The sequence below is a fragment of the Promicromonospora sukumoe genome, from assembly GCF_014137995.1.
Taxonomy (GTDB): domain Bacteria; phylum Actinomycetota; class Actinomycetes; order Actinomycetales; family Cellulomonadaceae; genus Promicromonospora; species Promicromonospora sukumoe.
In genome coordinates, this window is record NZ_JACGWV010000003.1 from 1 (window position 1) to 17,331 (window position 17,331).

Genomic DNA, 17,331 nt, shown 5'->3' on the forward strand with positions numbered 1-17,331 from the left:
CGTTCGCCGTCGGCGGCGTCGGCAACTACACCGCGGTCCTGAACCACGACCAGTTCAACTACTGGTCGGCGATCGGGAACAGCTTCCTGATGGCCGGCGGGTCCACGGTGATCATCGTCGTCATCTCCTGCCTGGGCGGCTTCGCCTTCTCCCGGATGCGGTTCCCCGGGCGGGTCTTCCTCTACCGGGCACTGCTCGCGTGCCTCGCCGTGCCCGTCGCCTCCGTGGTGACGCCGCTGTTCTTCTCGATCAACAGCCTCGGCCTCCGCGACAGCTACTTCGGCGTGATCATCCCGCTCGTCGCGTTCAACGTGATGACGATGCTCCTGCTGACCAAGAACCACTTCGACGGCATCCCCACGGAGCTCGTGGAGGCCGCGACCATCGACGGCGCGCGCCCCTTCGGCGTCCTGTGGCGCATCTTCCTGCCGCTCAGCGGCCCGCTGCTGGCCAACGTCAGCGTGCTCTCGTTCGTGTACTCCTGGAACGAGTACCTGCTCCCGAACCTGCTCATCTCGTCGCCCGAGAAGTACCCGGTGACCCAGGCCATCGCGCTGCTCCAGTTCGAGCGCATGAGCCAGGAGCAGATCGGCCAGCTCTACGCGGGCCTGATCCTCATGACCATCCCCTCGGTCATCGTCTACCTCTTCAGCCAGCGCTACCTGCAGTCGGGCCTCACGGCCGGCGCCGTCAAGAGCTGAAGGAAACACCGCGACCCGTTCCAACGGCCCGCACCAGCACTGTTCACCATCAAGGAGGATCAATGTTCAGATCGCCTCGTGCCGTCCCCCGTCGTCTGCTCGCCGCCACCGGTGCGGCTTCCGCCCTCGTCCTGCTCGCCGGCTGCGCCGGCGGCGGTGACGACGGCGTCGCCGAGGACGGGACCGTCACCCTCACCTACCGCACCTGGATCCCGTCGCTCGAGCAGTGGCAGCCGATCGTCGACGCCTTCGAGGCCGAGAACCCCGACATCACGATCGACTTCCAGGGCGCGGACGGCGCCAGCGACTACCTCAGCGAGCTCGACAACCTCATCCTCGCGGGCGAGGTGCCGGACATGTACGGCATCCAGACGACGTCGTCGTTCGACGACTACGCGGAGTACGCGCTGGGCACCGACGAGTTCGCCGCCGACTGGATCGACGGCGTCAAGCCCGAGCTCCTGGAGGAGACGACGACGTCGGACGGCGAGGTCAAGGCGCTGCCGATCCTCACGGCGGGCAGCGAGTTCTACCTCTACAACGAGACCCTCTTCGAGGAGCTCGGCCTGGAGCTGCCGACCGACTACGCGAGCCTGGTCGAGGTCAGCAAGGCCGCGCAGGACGCCGGCTACAGCAGCTTCGCGATGGGCGCCGCCGACACGTGGCACGCCGCCGACTTCTTCGTGTGGCTGAGCACCCAGTACGGCGACGGCGGCGAGATCTACGACGCGGCCGCCGGCGACATCCCCTGGGAGTCGGACACCCTCGTCGAGGCCGCGACCGCGTGGCAGAAGCTGTTCGACGACGGCGTGTTCCAGCAGGCGGCGACGTCGACCACGACCTACCCGTCCGCGCGCGACGACTACCTGCTCGCCCGCAAGTCGCTCGCCATGCCGACCGGCTCCTGGCACGTGAGCGCCACGCTCGCGGGCAACGCCGAGACGCCGGGCAGCGCCGTCGAGGACGACGTCCTCGGCATGGCCCCGTTCCCGACGGTCGGCGACAACCCGGCGACGTCGACCAGCGGTGTGGACTACGCGCTCGCGCTGAGCGCCGACCTCGAGGGCGCCAAGCTCGACGCCGCCACCAAGTTCGCCGAGTTCCTCGCCGTCGGCGAGGGCCAGCAGATCTGGGTCGACACCCTGCAGGGCTTCCCGGCGGCGAACGACGTCAGCGCCGAGCTGTCCGAGGACGAGAGCGAGACCGCGCTGGAGAGCGTGCAGTCCGTGACCGACGCCCTCGCGGCCGCCGAGCACCCGCGCAAGCTGGTCTCGCCCGGCAACGACGGGCTGGAGAACGACCTCGGCGTCGTGCTGCAGAACATCGCGAACGGCGCGGACCCGGCCGAGGAGCTGGCGACGCTCAACAACTAGCGGGGGGCGGGCCTCGGCCCGCTCCATCCCCGGCTGTCGCGGTAACCCAGCGATTGTGCCCGGAACACCCCGTGTTCCGGGCACAATCGCTGGTTAGACCAACACGCCAGCGCGAACCAGCGATTGGGCCCGGAAACCAGGTGGTTTCCGGGCCCAATCGCTGGGTAGACGAGCACATCAGCGCGGCGGCTCAGCCGACGGCGCCGGCTCAGCCGGCGGCCGCGCTCAGCGGGTCGCGCGGAGGCGCAGCACCGTCCAGGAGACCGGCGGGAGCTCGATCGAGACCGTCCCGGCCTCGACGCGCGCCGTGGTGTTCGGCTTCGGGAGCACCGACGTCGAGTCCTCGGCGGACGCGCGCCAGTGGTGGTCGTCGTTCGCGAGGGTCAGGGCCTCGACCACCTCGACGTCGCCGAACGCGCCCACGGGCACCTCGACGCGGGTGGCGGCGTCCTGCGCGCGGTTGACCACGAACACGGTCAGCGCCGACCCGTCGGCGTCCCAGGTCGTCACAGCGTCCACCAGGTCCGAGGAGCCGAACCGCTTGTTCTCGTAGCCCGGCGAGTCGATGGCGACCCGCAGCACCTCGCCCGCGGCGTGCCGCGACGTGAGCGCGAACGGGTGGAACGTCGTCTGCCGCCAGGCCGGGCCGCCCGGCTCGGTCGCGATGGGCGCCAGCGCGTTGACGAGCTGCGCCTGGCTGGCCGAGTGCACCCGGTCGGTGTTGCGCAGCAGCGAGATGAGCAGGTTGCCCACCACCACGGCGTCCGCGACGGTGTAGACGTCCTCCTCCAGGCGCGGCGCCTTGTCCCAGCGGCCGCCGGACGCCTTGATCGGGTCCTCCTCCTGGTGGTACCAGACGTTCCACTCGTCGAACGAGATGGCGATCTTCTTGGGCGACTTGCGCGCGACCCCCACGGCGTCGACGGTCGCCGCGACCGAGGCCACGAAGTAGTCCATGTCGACGGCGCTCGCGAGGAACGAGCCGAGGTCGTCCTCCTCGCGGTAGTAGGCGTGCGCCGAGATCATGTCCACCTCGTCGTACGCCTCGGTGAGCACCGTGCGCTCCCACTCGCCGAAGGTCGGCATGCCAGAGCCCGAGGACCCGCACGCGACGAGCACCACGTTCGGGTCGAGCTGGCGCATCGCGCGCGCCGTCTCGGTGGCGAGCCGCCCGTACTCCTCGGCGGTCTTGTGGCCGAGCTGCCACGGGCCGTCCATCTCGTTGCCGAGGCACCAGAGCTGGATCGCGTGCGGCTCCTCGACGCCGTGCTTGCGGCGCAGGTCGCTCAGCTCGGTGCCGCCGGGGTGGTTGGCGTACTCGAGCAGGTCGAGCGCCTCGGCGATGCCGCGCGTGCCCAGGTTGACCGCCATCATCGGCGTGGTGCCGGAGGCCTGGGTCCAGGCCATGAACTCGTTCAGCCCGAACTCGTTGGTCTCGATCGAGTGCCAGGCGAGGTCCAGGCGGGTCGGCCGCTCCTCGCGGGGGCCCACGCCGTCCTCCCAGCGGTAGCCCGAGACGAAGTTGCCGCCCGGGTAGCGGACGGTGCTGACGCCCATCTCCCGCACCAGGTCGAGCACGTCGCCACGGAACCCGTTCTCGTCGGCGGTCGGGTGGCCGGGCTCGTAGATGCCCGTGTAGACGCAGCGTCCCAGGTGCTCGACGAAGCTCCCGAAGGTGCCGCGGCGCACGGGTCCGACGACGAACGATGGGTCGATCGCGAGGCGGGCGGAGTGCACGAGTAGTCACTGTCCTTCCAGAGGAACGGTCATAGTTCAGCGTTGGACCAAACGGCCCAGGGCGGCGTTTGGCCCAGCGCCGGCGGCCAGTATAGTTCAACGTTGAACGCACCCGGGTGTAGCGTCGCGCCAGGCGCTCTCGATCGTGCGCTTCCCCGACCGACGCCGCCTGGAGGAGTCATGACCATCACCCACGAGACCGTTGCCGTCCCGGACGGCGTCGTAGCACCGCGGTTCCGCCCGCCGGCCGGCGCGTCGAGCGCCACGACCGTGTCGCTCGACGGCGACTGGCGGTTCCGGCTGTTCCCGCACCCGGACACGGGCGTGGACCGCGCGGAGCCCGGGGAGGACTGGGACCGCCTGGCCGTGCCGGGCCACTGGCAGCTCGCCGGCGCCCCGCACTCCTGGCCGTACGGCGTGCCCGAGTACAACAACAAGCTCTTTCCGTTCCCGATCGAGCCGCCCCACGTGCCCGACGACAACCCGACGGGCGAGTACCGCACCACGCTGCGCCTGCCTGCGGACTGGCCCGAGGGCGGCCGCACCCTGCTGCGCTTCGAGGGCGTGGACTCCTGGTTCCAGGTGTCGCTCGACGGCGAGCTGCTCGCCACGTCGCACGGCTCCCGCCTGCCCACCGAGATCGACCTGACCGACCGGCTGCGGCCCGGCACCGACCACCTGCTCGCGGTGCGCGTCACCAAGTGGTCGGCCATGTCGTACGCCGAGGACCAGGACCAGTGGTGGCTCTCCGGCATCTTCCGCAGCGTCTCGCTGGAGCACCGCCCGGCCGGCGCGCTCGACGACGTCCGCGTGCACGCGGCCTACGACCACGCCACCGGGACGGGCACGCTGCGGGTCGACGCCGCGAGCGTCGTCGGCGCCGGCCTTGACGCCGTCGCCGCCCAGGTGACCGTGCCGGAGCTCGGCCTCGCAGCGGCGTCGGGCGAGGAGATCCGGGCGGCCGTCGAGCCGTGGAGCGCCGAGCGGCCGCGGCTCTACGACGTCGTCGTCACGACGGACACCGAGACGGTGACCCTCTCCGTCGGCTTCCGCACCGTCTCGATCGAGGACGGCGTGTTCCTCGTCAACGGGCGGCCCGTCAAGCTGCGCGGCGTCAACCGCCACGAGTTCGACCCGCTGCGCGGCCGGTCGGTGACCCCGGAGCGGATGCTCGAGGACGTGCTGCTCATGAAGCGGCACCACATCAACGCCGTCCGGACGAGCCACTACCCGCCGCACCCGCACTTCCTGGACCTGTGCGACCGCCACGGCCTCTACGTCATCGACGAGAACGACCTGGAGACGCACGGCTTCGAGGACGAGCGGGGCTGGGAGGGCAACCCGGTGAACGACCCGGACTGGACCGAGGTGCTGGTCGACCGCGTCACCCGGATGGTGCGCCGCGACGGCCACCACGCGAGCATCGTCCTGTGGTCGCTCGGCAACGAGGCGGGCGGCGGCATCAACGTCCCCGCCATGGCCGACGCCGTCCGCGCGCTCGACCCGAGCCGCCCCATCCACTACGAGGGCGACTGGTCCAGCGAGCACGTGGACGTGTACTCCCGGATGTACGCCGAGTCCGAGCACGTGGACCTCATCGGGCAGGGCATCGAGCCCGCGCTGGAGCGCGCCGACGCCGATGCCCGCCGCCGCGGCATGCCGTTCCTGCAGTGCGAGTACGCGCACGCGATGGGCAACGGCCCGGGCGGCCTGTCCGACTACGACGCGCTGTTCGACCGGTACCCGCGCCTGATGGGCGGGTTCATCTGGGAGTGGATCGACCACGGCCTGACCCGCACGGACGCCGACGGGAACCTGTTCTCGGCGTACGGCGGAGACTTCGGCGAGCGGTTCCACGACGGCACGTTCATCGCCGACGGCCTGCTGCTGCCCGACCGCACGCCCTCGCCGGGCCTGCTGGAGACGGCGGCGGTGTTCGCGCCGGTCCGGATCGACGCCCAGCCGGACGGCACCCTGCTGGTGCGTAACCGTTACGCGTTCCGGGACACGAGCCACGCCGAGCTGCGCTGGACGCTGCACCGCGGCGAGGAGGAGCTGGCTTCGGGCCTGCTCGACCTGGTGCTGGAGGCCGGGGCCGAGGCCGTCGTCCGCCCGCCGGCCGACCTGGCCCTGCCGGAGCCGGGCGACGCGCCGGTCTGGTGGACCCTGCGCGCGGTGCAGCAGAAGGCGGACGCGCTGGAGGAGGCCTGGCTGGAGACCGGGTTCGTGCTCGGCGCGGGGCAGCTCCTGCTCGTCGAGCCGGCGCCCCTGGTGGCGCCGTCCGGCCGCGTGACCACCGGGGCCGACGGCGGGTACGTGGCCGGCCCGGCCAGGTTCGACCGCCGCGGCGACCTGCGCTCGCTCGCGGGCCGCGAGGTGCACGCCTTCCGGGTGGACGGCTGGCGGGCGCCGACCGACAACGACCGCCGCGCGGGCATGTGGCGCGGGCTGTCCGACGCCGAGGTGTGGCGCAGCACGAGCATGCACCTGCTGGCCGAGCGCAAGGCCGGGGTCGCGGTGAGCGAGGCCGGTGCGCTGGAGATCGACGCGCGGATCGCGGGCCCGACGACGCGCGCGGGCTTCGCCACGCGCTACACCTGGCAGCCCGTCACCGACGCGCCGGACGCCGTCGAGCTGGTGGTCGACATCCAGCCCGAGGGCCGCTGGCCGGAGAGCGTCGCGCGCCTCGGCGTGCTGCTCGCGCTCGACGAGCCGCGTGCGGTCGACGCGGGCGTGCGCTGGACCGGTCTCGGCCCGGACGAGTCGTACGCGGACTCGAGGGCGGCCGCCCTCGGCGGGGCGTGGGAGCACTCGGTCGCCGACTGGCAGACCCGCTACACGCACCCGCAGGAGAACGGCGCGCGCCGCGGCGTCACGAGCGCCGTCCTGTCCTTCGCGGACGGCTCGGGCCTGCGGATCGACTCGGGCGAGGTGACGATCGGCGGACGCCCGCAGGTCGGCTTCGAGCTGTCGCTGCGCCCGTGGTCCGACGAGGCGCTCGACCGTGCGGCGCACCCGCACGAGCTGGTGCCGGACGGCCGGCTCTGGCTGCACCTCGACGCCGCGCAGCACGGCGTCGGCAGCGCGGCCTGCGGTCCGGGCGTGCTGCCGAACGCCCAGCTGCACGTCGCGCCGGTCCGGATGCGGCTGCGCTTCACCACCCTCTGAGCCGCGTCTCGCGCCGCACCGCGCGAACCACTGGATGAGCCATCATGCCTGCCCCGCTCGCCGGGGCGGGCATGATGTATACAAGAGCGGCTGGACAACGACGACGAGGAGAACCGCTGTGAAGATGGGCTTCCGCTGGTACGGCGAGGGCAACGACACCGTGACGCTGGATCACGTGCGCCAGATCCCTGGCGTGGAGACCATCGTGTGGAGTCTGCACGGCAAGCAGGCCGGCGAGGTGTGGGAGCAGGCGGAGATCGACGCCGAGATCGCCACGATCACGGGCCTGTCGGACCAGGCGCGGGCCCAGGGCATCACGAAGACGTTCGACGCCGAGGTGGTCGAGTCCGTCAACGTGCACGAGTCGATCAAGCTGGGCCGCACCGTGCTCGGGCTCAGCCGGGACGAGGCGATCGAGAACTACATCACGACGATCCGCCGCCTCGGCCAGTCGGGCGTGAAGGTGGTCTGCTACAACTTCATGCCCGTCTTCGACTGGCTGCGCACCGACCTGTGGCACCCGCTGCCGGACGGCTCGACCGCGCTGTTCTACGAGAAGGCCGTCGTGGACAAGATGTCGCCCGAGAGCCTGATCGCCGACATGGAGGCCAACACCCACGGCCTGACCCTCCCGGGCTGGGAGCCGGAGCGGCTGGCGAGCTTCAGCGAGCTCAACGCCGCCTACGAGGGCGTGACGCACGACGACATGTACGCGAACTACAAGTACTTCCTCGACGCGGTGATCCCCACCTGCGAGGAGGTCGACGTGAAGCTCGGCGTGCACCCGGACGACCCGCCCTTCGACGTGTTCGGCTGGCCGCGCGTGGTCTCCACCAAGGAGGGCCTCGCACGCGTGCTCGACCTGAACCCGAGCCCGTACAACGGCCTGACGCTCTGCCTGGGCAGCTTCTCCGCCAACCCGGAGCAGGACGCCGTCGACGCGGTGAAGACGTTCATGGACCGGATCCACTTCTCGCACGTGCGCAACATCAAGCACTTCGACAACGGTGACTTCACCGAGGTCGCGCACCGCGCGTGCGAGGGCAGCGTCGACACCACGGGCATCATGAAGGCCTACGCCGAGGCCGGCTACGAGGGCTACATCCGGCCCGACCACGGCCGCCACCTGTGGGACGAGAACACCACCAACAAGCCGCGCCCCGGGTACGGCCTGTACGACCGGGCGCTGGGCATCCAGTACCTGCTCGGCGCCTGGGACGCGTACCGCTACCAGGGCTGATCCCAGGGCTGATCCAGGGCAGATCCAGCGCTGATTCCTGGCGGGCCGGCGCTCCCGCTGCCATGATCCAGACATGGTGAGCAGCGGGGGGTCCGGGGCCGACGGCGGGACGACGTCCGATGGTGTGCCCGACGGCGGAGGGCCGCCGGACGGCGCGCCGTCGGCCGTCGCCGTCGCCCCGCCCGGGACGTCGGGTCCGCTCGTCGCCCTCGTCGAGCCGGACTACGCCTCCTGGGGGCAGCGCTTCGTCGCGGTGATCCTCGACAACGCGATCCTCGCCGGGGTGACCTGGCTGGCGCTCGGACCGGAGTTCGGCGTGCCGACGCTCACGCCGGGATGGGGCTCGACGGCCCAGGACGCCGCCCGGGGCGGCGGCCCGCTGGTCCTGGTCCCGGTCGCCGCCCTCGCTGTCCTGCTGGTCCTCCAGGCCACGACGGGCTGGACGCCGGGCAAGCTCGTGACCGGCATCCGCGTGGTCCGCGAGGACGAGCACCGGCCGGCCGGGCTGGGCAAGACGCTCGCCCGTTGGGTGCTCCACTTCCTCGACGCCATCCTGCTGATCGGCTACCTGCGGCCCGCCTGGCACGCGAAGCGCCAGACGTTCGCCGACTCGATCGTGCGGACCGTCGTGCTGCGCGAGGTCCCCGACCTCCCCCGCCGGCCCCGCATCGTCCTGTACTCGGCCGCGGTCGTGACCTGCGTGCTCGGGCTCGGGTACGGATACGTGCCGATCAGCAGCGGGAGCGCGGCCGACGTGGGCGACGACTCGCCCCTGTGCGAGGTGGCGACCCCGGAGCCGGCGCTCGTCGCCGGGGAGATCCGGCCGGCCGGGTCCGTGTCGATCAACCGGGACCGCCGGCTGTGGACGGTCCGGGAGACCCGCACGACGCACCCGGGAGCCGTCCTCACGTGGACGAGCGACACGTCGGCCCGGGACACCGACTACCGGGTGGAGCTCGACGCCCGCCCGGGGGACGGCGAGGCCGTGGCGATCTCCCGGTCCTGGGACATCGGGACGAGCGACGCCGGCTCCTGGACGGACGACGAGGAGTTCACGCACACCCGGACCATCGGTGCGGACGGGGACACGCACGACGTCCAGGTCGACATCACCGACCCCGCAGCCGACCGGGACCTCGCCACGCTCGACGACCAGCCGTGGATCGACGTCCGGCTGCTCGCCGACGGCGAGCTCCTGGCGGAGTGCGGCGGCACGGTGACCTACACCGAGGCCCCCCGGGACTGACGCCACCCCGGAATTCCCGTGGCTCCCTGCCCCGGCCCAGGTCCACCCTGGACGGATGGAGCCCCACGAACAGGCCGAAGAGCCCGAGACCACCCGCTGGACGAGTGCCACCGTCTTCCCCGACATGTGGACCGACCCCGACGACGACCCGCGCGAGACCGACACCCCGGTCACCGACGAGCGCGGCATGCTGCTCGACTACCTGCGCTACTACCGGCTCACGCTCGAGATGAAGTGCGCCGGGCTCGACGCCGAGCAGCTCGCCCGCCGGTCCGCCCCGCCGTCGGGCATGTCCCTGCTCGGACTCGTGCGGCACCTCGCCGACGGGGAGCGGCACCTGCGCCGGGTCCTGGCCGGCGAGGACGTGCCGCCCCTCTACCGCACCGACGAGGACCGCGACGGCGACTGGAACGGCGCCGTGGCCGACCCCGCCGTCGTCGACGACGCGTGGCGCCGGTGGCACACCGAGATGGCGGCCACCGACCGGTACCTGGACGGCGTGACCGACCTCGCGAGCTGGAACACCGGCGTGTCCGACCTCGGCCCCGAGGGCGGCGACCTGCAGGTCCGGGACGGCCTGCTCGGACACGTCGTCGAGTACGCGCGGCACTGCGGCCACGCCGACCTCCTGCGCGAGCGCGTGGACGGCCGCGTCGGCCAGTGACCGCCGTCGGCCACCGTGCCGACGCGGCGACGGCCGCCGGCGGGTGATGTCGCGATCCCGGCCCGCCGGCCGCTTGCGCCCACGCGCGACAGTGGCAGTGTGGAAAGGGTCCGGCGCTCCCGACGGACCACTCCGTACGGTCGCCGGCGATCACGGAGGAGTGACAACGATGGTCAAAGTGCGCAGAGTGCTGCCGACGTTCGCGGCGAACGACATCGACGCCGCGCGAGCGTTCTACGAGGACACGCTCGGGCTGAGCGTGTCGGCCCTCGACGAGGGCGCGGGCCTGGTGCTCGACCTCGGGGACGGCGCCGCCGTCTTCATCTACCAGAAGGACGACCACGTCCCGGCCCCGTTCACCGTCATGCACCTGACGGTCGAGGACGTCGACCAAGTCGTCGACGAGCTCGCCGCCAAGGGCGTGCCCTTCCAGCACTACGAAGGGTTCGACCAGGACGAGAAGGGCATCGTGCGCGGCTTCATGGAGGGCGGCGACGGCGCCTGGTTCACCGACCCGGACGGCAACATCATCGGCCTCGCCGACGGCGCAGGGATGGAGGCGTTCCTCGAAAATCCTGGCGGCTGAAAGAGCCGCCTCGGCTAGCATCTGGCGCCATGTCACCCACGTTCGTGCTGGTCCATGGCGCCTTCGCCAACTCGTTCTCGTTCGCGCCGCTCCAGGCCGAGCTTGCACTGCTCGGGCACCGCTCCGCAGCCGTCGACCTGCCCGGCCACGGGTTCGAGGCCACCTACCCGGCCGCCTACCAGGCACCTCAGGACCCGGCCGGACTCGCGACCACGCCCGGCAGCATCCAGGGCGTCACGCTCGCCGACAACGTGGCCCGCGTCGTCGAGGTCCTCGAACGGGCCAAGGAGCACGGCCCGGTGATCCTGGTCGGCCACAGCCGGGGTGGCATCACGCTGACCGCCGTCGGCAACGCCCGCCCCGACCTGGTCGACCGGATCGTCTACGTCTCCGCCTGGGCGCCCGTCGACCTGGACGTGGGCGGCTACTACGCCGGACCCGAGATGGCCGGCACGGACCAGGCGGCGCTCGCGGCCGTGCTCGCCGGCGACCCGGCCGCGCTCGGGCTGCTGCGCTGCAACTTCCGCACGGCGGACCCGGCGGTGCTGGCCGGCCTCAAGGCGGCGTTCCACGCGGACGGTACCGACGACGAGTTCCGCACGTTCCTCAACACGTTCCAGCCGGACGAGAACCTCGACGCCGGCACGCCGGACGACCGGGTCCAGGCGGCCACCTGGGGCACGATCCCCCGGACCTACGTGCGGCTCAGTGAGGACACGAGCATCCCGCCCGCCATGCAGGACCGGATGATCCGCGAGGCGGACGCGCTCACGCCCGGCAACCCGTACGACGTGCACACGCTGGAGTCGAGCCACCTGTCGTGGCTGGTCCGGCCGCGGGCGGCGGCCGAGCTGCTGGCGGGCCTGGCGGCAGGTCCGACGGCGGAGGCCGGCGCCGGCGCCGGCGCCGAGGCCGGCGTCAGCGAGCCGGCCGCAGCAGGCTGAGCTGGAGCGCCACGGCGGCGGTGACCCGGGGTTCGTCGTCGGTGGCGAGCAGGTCGAGCAGGGCGCCCCGCAGCACGGCCAGGGCCAGCGTGCGGCGCACCGGGCCCTCGGCGCCGTCGCGTTCGGGCGCGGGCTGGCGGGCGGCGAGGACGCCGAGCCAGTCGTCCACGGTGGCGCGCGCGAACCCGGCCCAGGGCCCGTCGGGCTCGACGAGCGAGCGGGTGTAGGCCTCGGCCCACAGGCGCAGCAGCGGGCGGTGCTCGGCGTCCGCCAGCCAGGACCAGACGAGCTCGACCGTCGGCGCCAGGCCCGGCGGCGCGTCGTCGTCGGCCTGCCCGAGGCGGGCCAGGAGCGCGAGCTCGTCCTGGCGTGCCCGGCTCAGGAGCGCCTGGACCAGACCGTCCTTGCTGCCCCACAGGAACATCAGCACGCGCGGGCTGGAGCCGATGGCCGCGGCCAGGGGGCGCAGGGACAGGCCGGCCAGGCCGTTGACCAGGGCGTACGCGTACGCGGCCTCCAGCAGCTCGACCTGGCGTGCGGACGGGCCTGGCTCGACGTCTGGCATGGGGGTTAGCCTACTGCTACTGAAACAGTCGTGTCAGTGGTAACGGGAGGATCGCATGCAGCAGGACCGACAGCGCGAGGTGCGGGTGCGCCGCGCCGACCAGCCGGGCGACCTGGGCTGGGTGGTGCTGGCGCACGGCGAGACCTACCACCGCCAGTTCGGCTGGAACACGGAGTTCGAGGCGCTCGTCGCGCGGATCGTCGCCGACTACGCCGGGGCCCACGACCCGCGCACGGAGGCCGCGTGGATCGCCGAGGTGGACGGCGAGCGCGCCGGCTGCGTCTTCCTCGTGTCCGGGGACGAGCCGGGCGTCGCCAAGCTCCGCATCCTGCTCGTCGCGCCGGAAGCCCGGGGGCTCGGGCTGGGCCGCCTGCTGGTCGGGGAGTGCCTGTCGTTCGCCCGGGCCGCGGGGTACGGGCGCGTGACCCTGTGGACCAACGACGTGCTCGCCTCGGCGCGGCACATCTACGAGGGCGAGGGCTTCACGCTGGCCGACGAGGAGAGGCACCACAGCTTCGGGCACGACCTCGTGGGCCAGAACTGGGTGCTCGACCTGGAGCCCGCCGTCGCTGCGGGGTGAGACCCGTCAGTGCTCGGTCGTGGTCGCCGGCGCCGCTGCCGTCGTCGTAGGCGGCGTCGCGGTCCAGGAGGCCAGGATGCGCAGCGCCTCGTCCGACGGCGATCCGGCTTCCGCGGTCAGGACCATCAGGCGCTGCCCGCTGCCGTCGGGGCTGGACCAGGTGTCGCAGTCGAGCGTGAGGTCGCCGACGACAGCGTGCCGGTACTGCTTGGTGCCGTAGGTGGCGCTGTTGACCCGGCGCTCGGCCCACCAGCGCCGGAAGTCCGGGTCGAGCACGGCGAGCTCACCGACCAGCCGCGCCAGCTCGGGGTCGTCGGGATCGGTCGCCGCCTCCATGCGCAGCGCGGCGACGGCCTCCCTTGCGTCGTGCTCCCACCGGACGTTGAGCGCACGCACGGTCGGGTCGGTGAAGAGCAGGCGCACGTAGTTGCGCCGCCCCGCCGGGACGCTGCCGAAGTCGACGAACAGGGCGGCCGCCGCCGGATTCCAGGCGACGACGTCCATCCGCTTGCCGAGCACGATCGCCGGCGTGCCCGTGAGCTGGTCGAGGAGCCGCCGCATCGCCGGTCGGACGGTCTGCCGGGCGCGCCGGCGCCGGGGCCTGGCGTCAGTCTTTCCCGCGATCTCGTAGAGGTAGCGCTGCTGGTCCTCGTCGAGCCGCAGGGCCGCCGAGAGGGTGGCGAGCACCGCCGCGGACGCCGCGACGCGGCCCTGTTCGAGGCGCGTGTAGTAGTCGACGCTGATCGCCGCGACCTGGGCGACCTCCTCGCGGCGCAGCCCGGGCACCTTGCGCCGCGACACCGTCTCGGGGAGGCCGACGGCGTGCGGGCTGAGCTCGGCCCGGCGCGCCCTGAGGAACGCGCCGAGCTCGTCCGGGTCCACGTGCGAGTTCATACGGTCCATTCTGCGAGCGGGCGGCCCGGCGTGGGAGGGCAGGATCCTTCCCCGGCAGGAACCCGACGCTGTTGCTCGGACTCCGAGCGGCACAGCCTGGTCGCATGAACCGAACAGACGTCACCTTCGACAGCGCCGGAATCCTGCTCGCCGGCCACCTCTACCTCCCGTCGCCGGCCGTGCCCGACGCCGCGTCCGGGCCGCTCCCCGCGATCGTCGTCGGACACCCCGGGACCGGGGTCAAGGAGCAGACCGCCGGCACCTACGCCGCCCGCCTCGCCGAACAGGGCTTCGCGACGCTCGCCTTCGACGCCGCCTACCAGGGCGAGAGCGGCGGCACACCGCGCGGGCTGGAGGATCCCGCCCACCGCGTCGAGGACCTCAAGGCGGCCGTCTCCTTCCTTACCACCCGGCCCGAGGTGGACGCCGACCGGATCGGGATGCTCGGCATCTGCGCGTCGGGCGGCTACGGCATCGCGGCGACGGCCGGCGACCACCGCGTCCGGGCGCTCGCGACGGTCAGCGGCGTCGACGTCGGGCGCCAGTTCCGGGAGGGTGCCGACGGCGCCCAGCCCCCGGCCGTCGTCCAGGGGATGCTCGACGCCGCCGCCGCGGCCCGCACGGCCGAGGCGCGCGGCGAGGGCACGGGCATGTTCCCGGTCTTCCCGGAGACCGCCGAGGAGGCCCGGGCGGCGGGCGGCCGGCACGGTTTCGAGGGCTTCGAGTACTACCGCACGGAGCGCGGGGCGCACCCGCGATCCGCCAAGGAGTTCACCTGGTCGAGCGTCGACCGCATCGCGACCTCCGACCAGCTCCGGTTCGTCGGCATGATCGCTCCGCGGCCCCTGCTCCTCGTGCAGGGGACCGAGGCGGTCACGAAGCACATGGGCACCCTGGCGTTCGCCGACGCGCGCGAGCCCAAGGAGCTGCACTGGGTCGAGGGCGCCAGCCACGTCGACCTCTACGACAAGCCCGAGTTCGTCGGACCGGTCGTCGAGAAGCTGACCGCGTTCTTCGCCGAAGGGCTCGCCGGGGTGTGACCGCGGTCGGCGACGTACGGGCCGTCGACGGGTGCCGGCGGCCCGCACGGCGCCGATCACATCGCGGTCGGCACCTGGCTCCAGGTCGCCGGCAGCCGCTCGGAGTGCCGCACCCACGCCGAGGCGGCCCACGGCAGGTCGTCGGTGGGCTCCGTCAGCGTGACGTCCATGTGCCGCAGGAGCTGGTCCACGGCGGTGCGGGCGATCAGCCGGGCCAGGCGGGGTGCGGGGCAGGCGTGCGGCCCCGTGCCCCAGGACAGGTGGGAGCGGTTGTCGACCTCGTCCCACGGGTCGCCGGTGTGCACGGCCGGGTCCCGGTTCGCCGCGGCGATCCCGAGCACCAGGGCGTCGCCCCTGCGGATACGGCGTCCCCCGAGTTCGACGTCGTTCAGGGCGAACCGCGGCGCCGGGGACTGGGCGATCGGGGAGCGGCGCCACAGCACCTCGTCGAGCGTGCCGTCGAGCGTGAGCCGGCCGCCGCTGACCCGGGCGGCGAAGCTCCGGTCGGCCAGGACCTGGTGCAGCGTCTCGGTGATCCACGCCGTCAGGAAGATGGCCGCCGCGCTGACGGGGACGATCGCGCTGCTGGCGATCTCGCCGTCGTGCGCGAAATTGGGGTGGACCGCGAGGCGCGAGAGCAGGTCCTCCCCGCCCTCCTCGCGCCGCTGACGGATGTGCTCCAGGACGATCCCGGCGGTGTTCGCCTGGGCCTTGGCGACCCGGTCGCCGTCACCGCTCACCAGGGAGGCGGCGTCGGCCATGAGCATGGCGCCGGTCTCGAGGTCGAACCCGAGCGTGGTGGTCATCGCGAGAAAGCCGATGGGCCGGCAGTACGCCTTGACCAGGTCACCGGACCCGGACGGACCCATCCGGTCGATGACGCGCTCGCACATGTCCGTGGTCCGCTCGCGGACCACCCGCTCGTCGAGGGCCGCCAGCGCCTCGTCGAGCGGCTCGCGCAGCCGCTTGCGCTCGTCCCCGTCGTGGTAGAACGCCGTCGGCCGGGGCACCGACGGGGTGTAGGTGCCGATCGCCGTGCCGGGCGGCAGCAGGTTCTCGACGTTCCACCGCCAGTTGGCGGCGTTCCGGCTGTAGTCGAGCTCCGAGCGCATCACCTGACAGTTCTCGGCGTGCCCCAGGACCAGCCACGCCGGCACGACGACGTCGTCCTTGCGCTCGATCTCGACCGGCGCCACGGCGCCCCACTGTTTGCGCAGCCGGGCGTAGTGGGCCTGAGGGTCCGGGCTGCTGGTGATCTCGGTCAGGGAGGTGAGCCCCGTGTGGCTTTCCAGCGAGGCCGTGCCCCCGGTCGTCTGCTGGGTCATGGACGCCATCTGACCATGGGCGACATGGTTCCCGGAAGACCCAGATTCACCCGCTCAGACCGTCTCTTCGCGCTTCTGCCGGGCGAACCGTGCCGGAAGGTCCGGTCCGTCCCACACCTGGATCGCCCGCCAGATCGACGCGGCGACCGGCACTGCGAGCACGGCGCCCGTGATGCCGGCGAGCACCGTCCCGGCGGTCAGGGCGAACAGGATGACGAGGGGGTGCAGGCGCAGGGTCCGGCCCATCACGATCGGCTGGAGGAAGTCGCCCTCGAGCTGGTTCACGGCCACCACGATCGCGACGACGATCAGCGCCTCGACCGGCCCGACGGCGACGAGCGTGACCAAGGCCGCGATGATCCCGGCCAGCGTGGCGCCGACCAGGGGGATGAAGGCGAGCAGGAAGACGAGCACGGACAGGGGGATGACGAGCGGCACGCCCACGATCGCGAGGCCTATCCCGATGCCGACGGCGTCGACCAGCGCCACGATCGCCGTGCCGCGCACGTAGCCGCCGAGCGTGCTAACGGTCGCCGCGCCGACGCGCTGCCCCCGCTCGTACCGGTGGCCCTCGAACGGCCGCAGCAAGAACTCCCACATCGCCGGCCCGTCCTTCAGGAAGAAGAACAGGACGACGGTCATGATGAAGAAGCCCGCGATGAAGTCGGCGGTCTGGGAGACGCCCGCGATGGCGCCGGACCCGAAGGTGTCGGACTGCAGCAGGTTCACGGCGGCGTCCCGCACCGAGGCGATCTGGTCGCCCGTGAAGTCGAAGGGCAGGTCCTGCACGTAGGTCTGCAGGGAGTCGAAGCCGTCGAGCGCCTGCTGCCCCAGCTCGTCCCACTGGTCCGCGACCGCCCGCACGACGAGCCACACGATCGCCGACAGCAGCGCGACGAGCGCCAGGAGCGAGACCCACGTGGCGAGCAGCGACGGCCACCCGTGGCGTCGGAGAAACGAGACCAGCGGGGAGATCGCAGCCGCCAGCACGAGCGCGATGAGCACGGGGATCACGACCAGCGTCAGGCGCGTGCCCACGTACCCGAAGACGGCGATGATCGCGATGACCGCGAGGACCTGCAGCGACCGGGTGCCGACCCGGCCGAAGCCGTCCGACCAGAGCCGGGACGCGCCGTGCGCGTTCTCGGGATCGGCCTGCGGCCGCTCCTCGGCGTCGGTGCGGGCAGGGGCCGGTGCGCGGCGGCCGAAGAGACCCATCGCCTGTCCTCCTCGTACGTGGGTCCAGCGGGTGCTGGGTCCGGCGGACG

Annotated in this window: 15 protein-coding genes; 10 read left to right on the top strand and 5 right to left on the bottom strand. The window is 72.5% G+C overall.

All coding sequences use genetic code 11. From position 1 onward, the window contains the following. Together FHX71_RS24185 and FHX71_RS24190 are read left to right on the top strand one after the other, a co-directional pair. Window positions 1-701: carbohydrate ABC transporter permease (locus tag FHX71_RS24185; protein WP_182620086.1), on the top strand; the 701-nt coding region annotated here is incomplete at its 5' end. A 62-nt stretch (window positions 702-763) separates the two neighbouring features. After that, window positions 764-2,074: an ABC transporter substrate-binding protein gene (locus tag FHX71_RS24190; RefSeq protein ID WP_182620087.1), complete on the top strand. Its 1,311-nt coding sequence runs from the start codon at window positions 764-766 to the stop codon at window positions 2,072-2,074. Between the two features lie 225 nt (window positions 2,075-2,299). Here FHX71_RS24190 and arfA read toward each other — a convergent pair whose 3' ends face one another. Then, window positions 2,300-3,811: an arabinosylfuranosidase ArfA gene (gene arfA, locus FHX71_RS24195; protein WP_182620088.1), complete on the bottom strand. Its 1,512-nt coding sequence runs from the start codon at window positions 3,809-3,811 to the stop codon at window positions 2,300-2,302. Window positions 3,812-3,991: 180 nt separating this feature from the next. Here arfA and FHX71_RS24200 point away from each other — a divergent pair, with 180 nt between their 5' ends. The 6 genes from FHX71_RS24200 (at window position 3,992) to FHX71_RS24225 (ending at window position 11,659) form a co-directional block, all read left to right on the top strand. Next, a complete protein-coding gene (locus FHX71_RS24200; RefSeq protein ID WP_182620089.1) occupies window positions 3,992-6,979 on the top strand; it encodes a glycoside hydrolase family 2 TIM barrel-domain containing protein in 2,988 nt (995 codons plus the stop codon). Window positions 6,980-7,103: 124 nt separating this feature from the next. Beyond that, on the top strand, window positions 7,104-8,219 hold the full coding sequence (locus FHX71_RS24205) for a mannonate dehydratase (RefSeq protein ID WP_220490517.1): 1,116 nt from the start codon (window positions 7,104-7,106) through the stop codon (window positions 8,217-8,219). Window positions 8,220-8,292: 73 nt separating this feature from the next. Next, window positions 8,293-9,465, top strand: a complete 1,173-nt coding sequence (locus tag FHX71_RS24210) for an RDD family protein (protein ID WP_182620091.1) — start codon at window positions 8,293-8,295, stop codon at window positions 9,463-9,465. Window positions 9,466-9,520: 55 nt separating this feature from the next. After that, on the top strand, window positions 9,521-10,129 hold the full coding sequence (locus FHX71_RS24215) for a DinB family protein (protein ID WP_182620092.1): 609 nt from the start codon (window positions 9,521-9,523) through the stop codon (window positions 10,127-10,129). A gap of 169 nt (window positions 10,130-10,298) precedes the next feature. After that, window positions 10,299-10,715, top strand: a complete 417-nt coding sequence (locus tag FHX71_RS24220) for a VOC family protein (protein ID WP_182620093.1) — start codon at window positions 10,299-10,301, stop codon at window positions 10,713-10,715. A gap of 29 nt (window positions 10,716-10,744) precedes the next feature. Beyond that, a complete protein-coding gene (locus tag FHX71_RS24225) occupies window positions 10,745-11,659 on the top strand; it encodes an alpha/beta fold hydrolase (protein WP_246403541.1) in 915 nt (304 codons plus the stop codon). Here FHX71_RS24225 and FHX71_RS24230 read toward each other — a convergent pair. After that, window positions 11,634-12,224, bottom strand: a complete 591-nt coding sequence (locus FHX71_RS24230) for a TetR/AcrR family transcriptional regulator (RefSeq protein WP_182620094.1) — start codon at window positions 12,222-12,224, stop codon at window positions 11,634-11,636. The genes FHX71_RS24225 and FHX71_RS24230 overlap by 26 nt on opposite strands. Window positions 12,225-12,279: 55 nt before the next feature. Here FHX71_RS24230 and FHX71_RS24235 point away from each other — a divergent pair, with 55 nt between their 5' ends. Next, window positions 12,280-12,804, top strand: a complete 525-nt coding sequence (locus tag FHX71_RS24235; protein ID WP_182620095.1) for a GNAT family N-acetyltransferase — start codon at window positions 12,280-12,282, stop codon at window positions 12,802-12,804. 6 nt (window positions 12,805-12,810) lie between these two features. On the opposite strand, the gene FHX71_RS24240 is transcribed toward FHX71_RS24235, so the two are convergent. Continuing rightward, window positions 12,811-13,698, bottom strand: a complete 888-nt coding sequence (locus FHX71_RS24240) for a helix-turn-helix domain-containing protein (protein WP_182620096.1) — start codon at window positions 13,696-13,698, stop codon at window positions 12,811-12,813. A gap of 104 nt (window positions 13,699-13,802) precedes the next feature. Here FHX71_RS24240 and FHX71_RS24245 point away from each other — a divergent pair, with 104 nt between their 5' ends. Then, the gene (locus tag FHX71_RS24245; protein WP_182620097.1) at window positions 13,803-14,738 is read left to right on the top strand and encodes an alpha/beta hydrolase; all 936 of its coding nucleotides are present in this window, start codon (window positions 13,803-13,805) and stop codon (window positions 14,736-14,738) included. 56 nt (window positions 14,739-14,794) lie between these two features. Here the strand turns inward: FHX71_RS24245 and FHX71_RS24250 are convergent, their stop codons facing one another. Continuing rightward, entirely contained in the window at window positions 14,795-16,063 is a 1,269-nt protein-coding gene (locus FHX71_RS24250) for a cytochrome P450 (protein WP_182620098.1), read from the bottom strand. A gap of 54 nt (window positions 16,064-16,117) precedes the next feature. After that, on the bottom strand, window positions 16,118-17,281 hold the full coding sequence (locus tag FHX71_RS24255; protein ID WP_182620099.1) for an AI-2E family transporter: 1,164 nt from the start codon (window positions 17,279-17,281) through the stop codon (window positions 16,118-16,120). Window positions 17,282-17,331 lie beyond the last annotated feature (50 nt).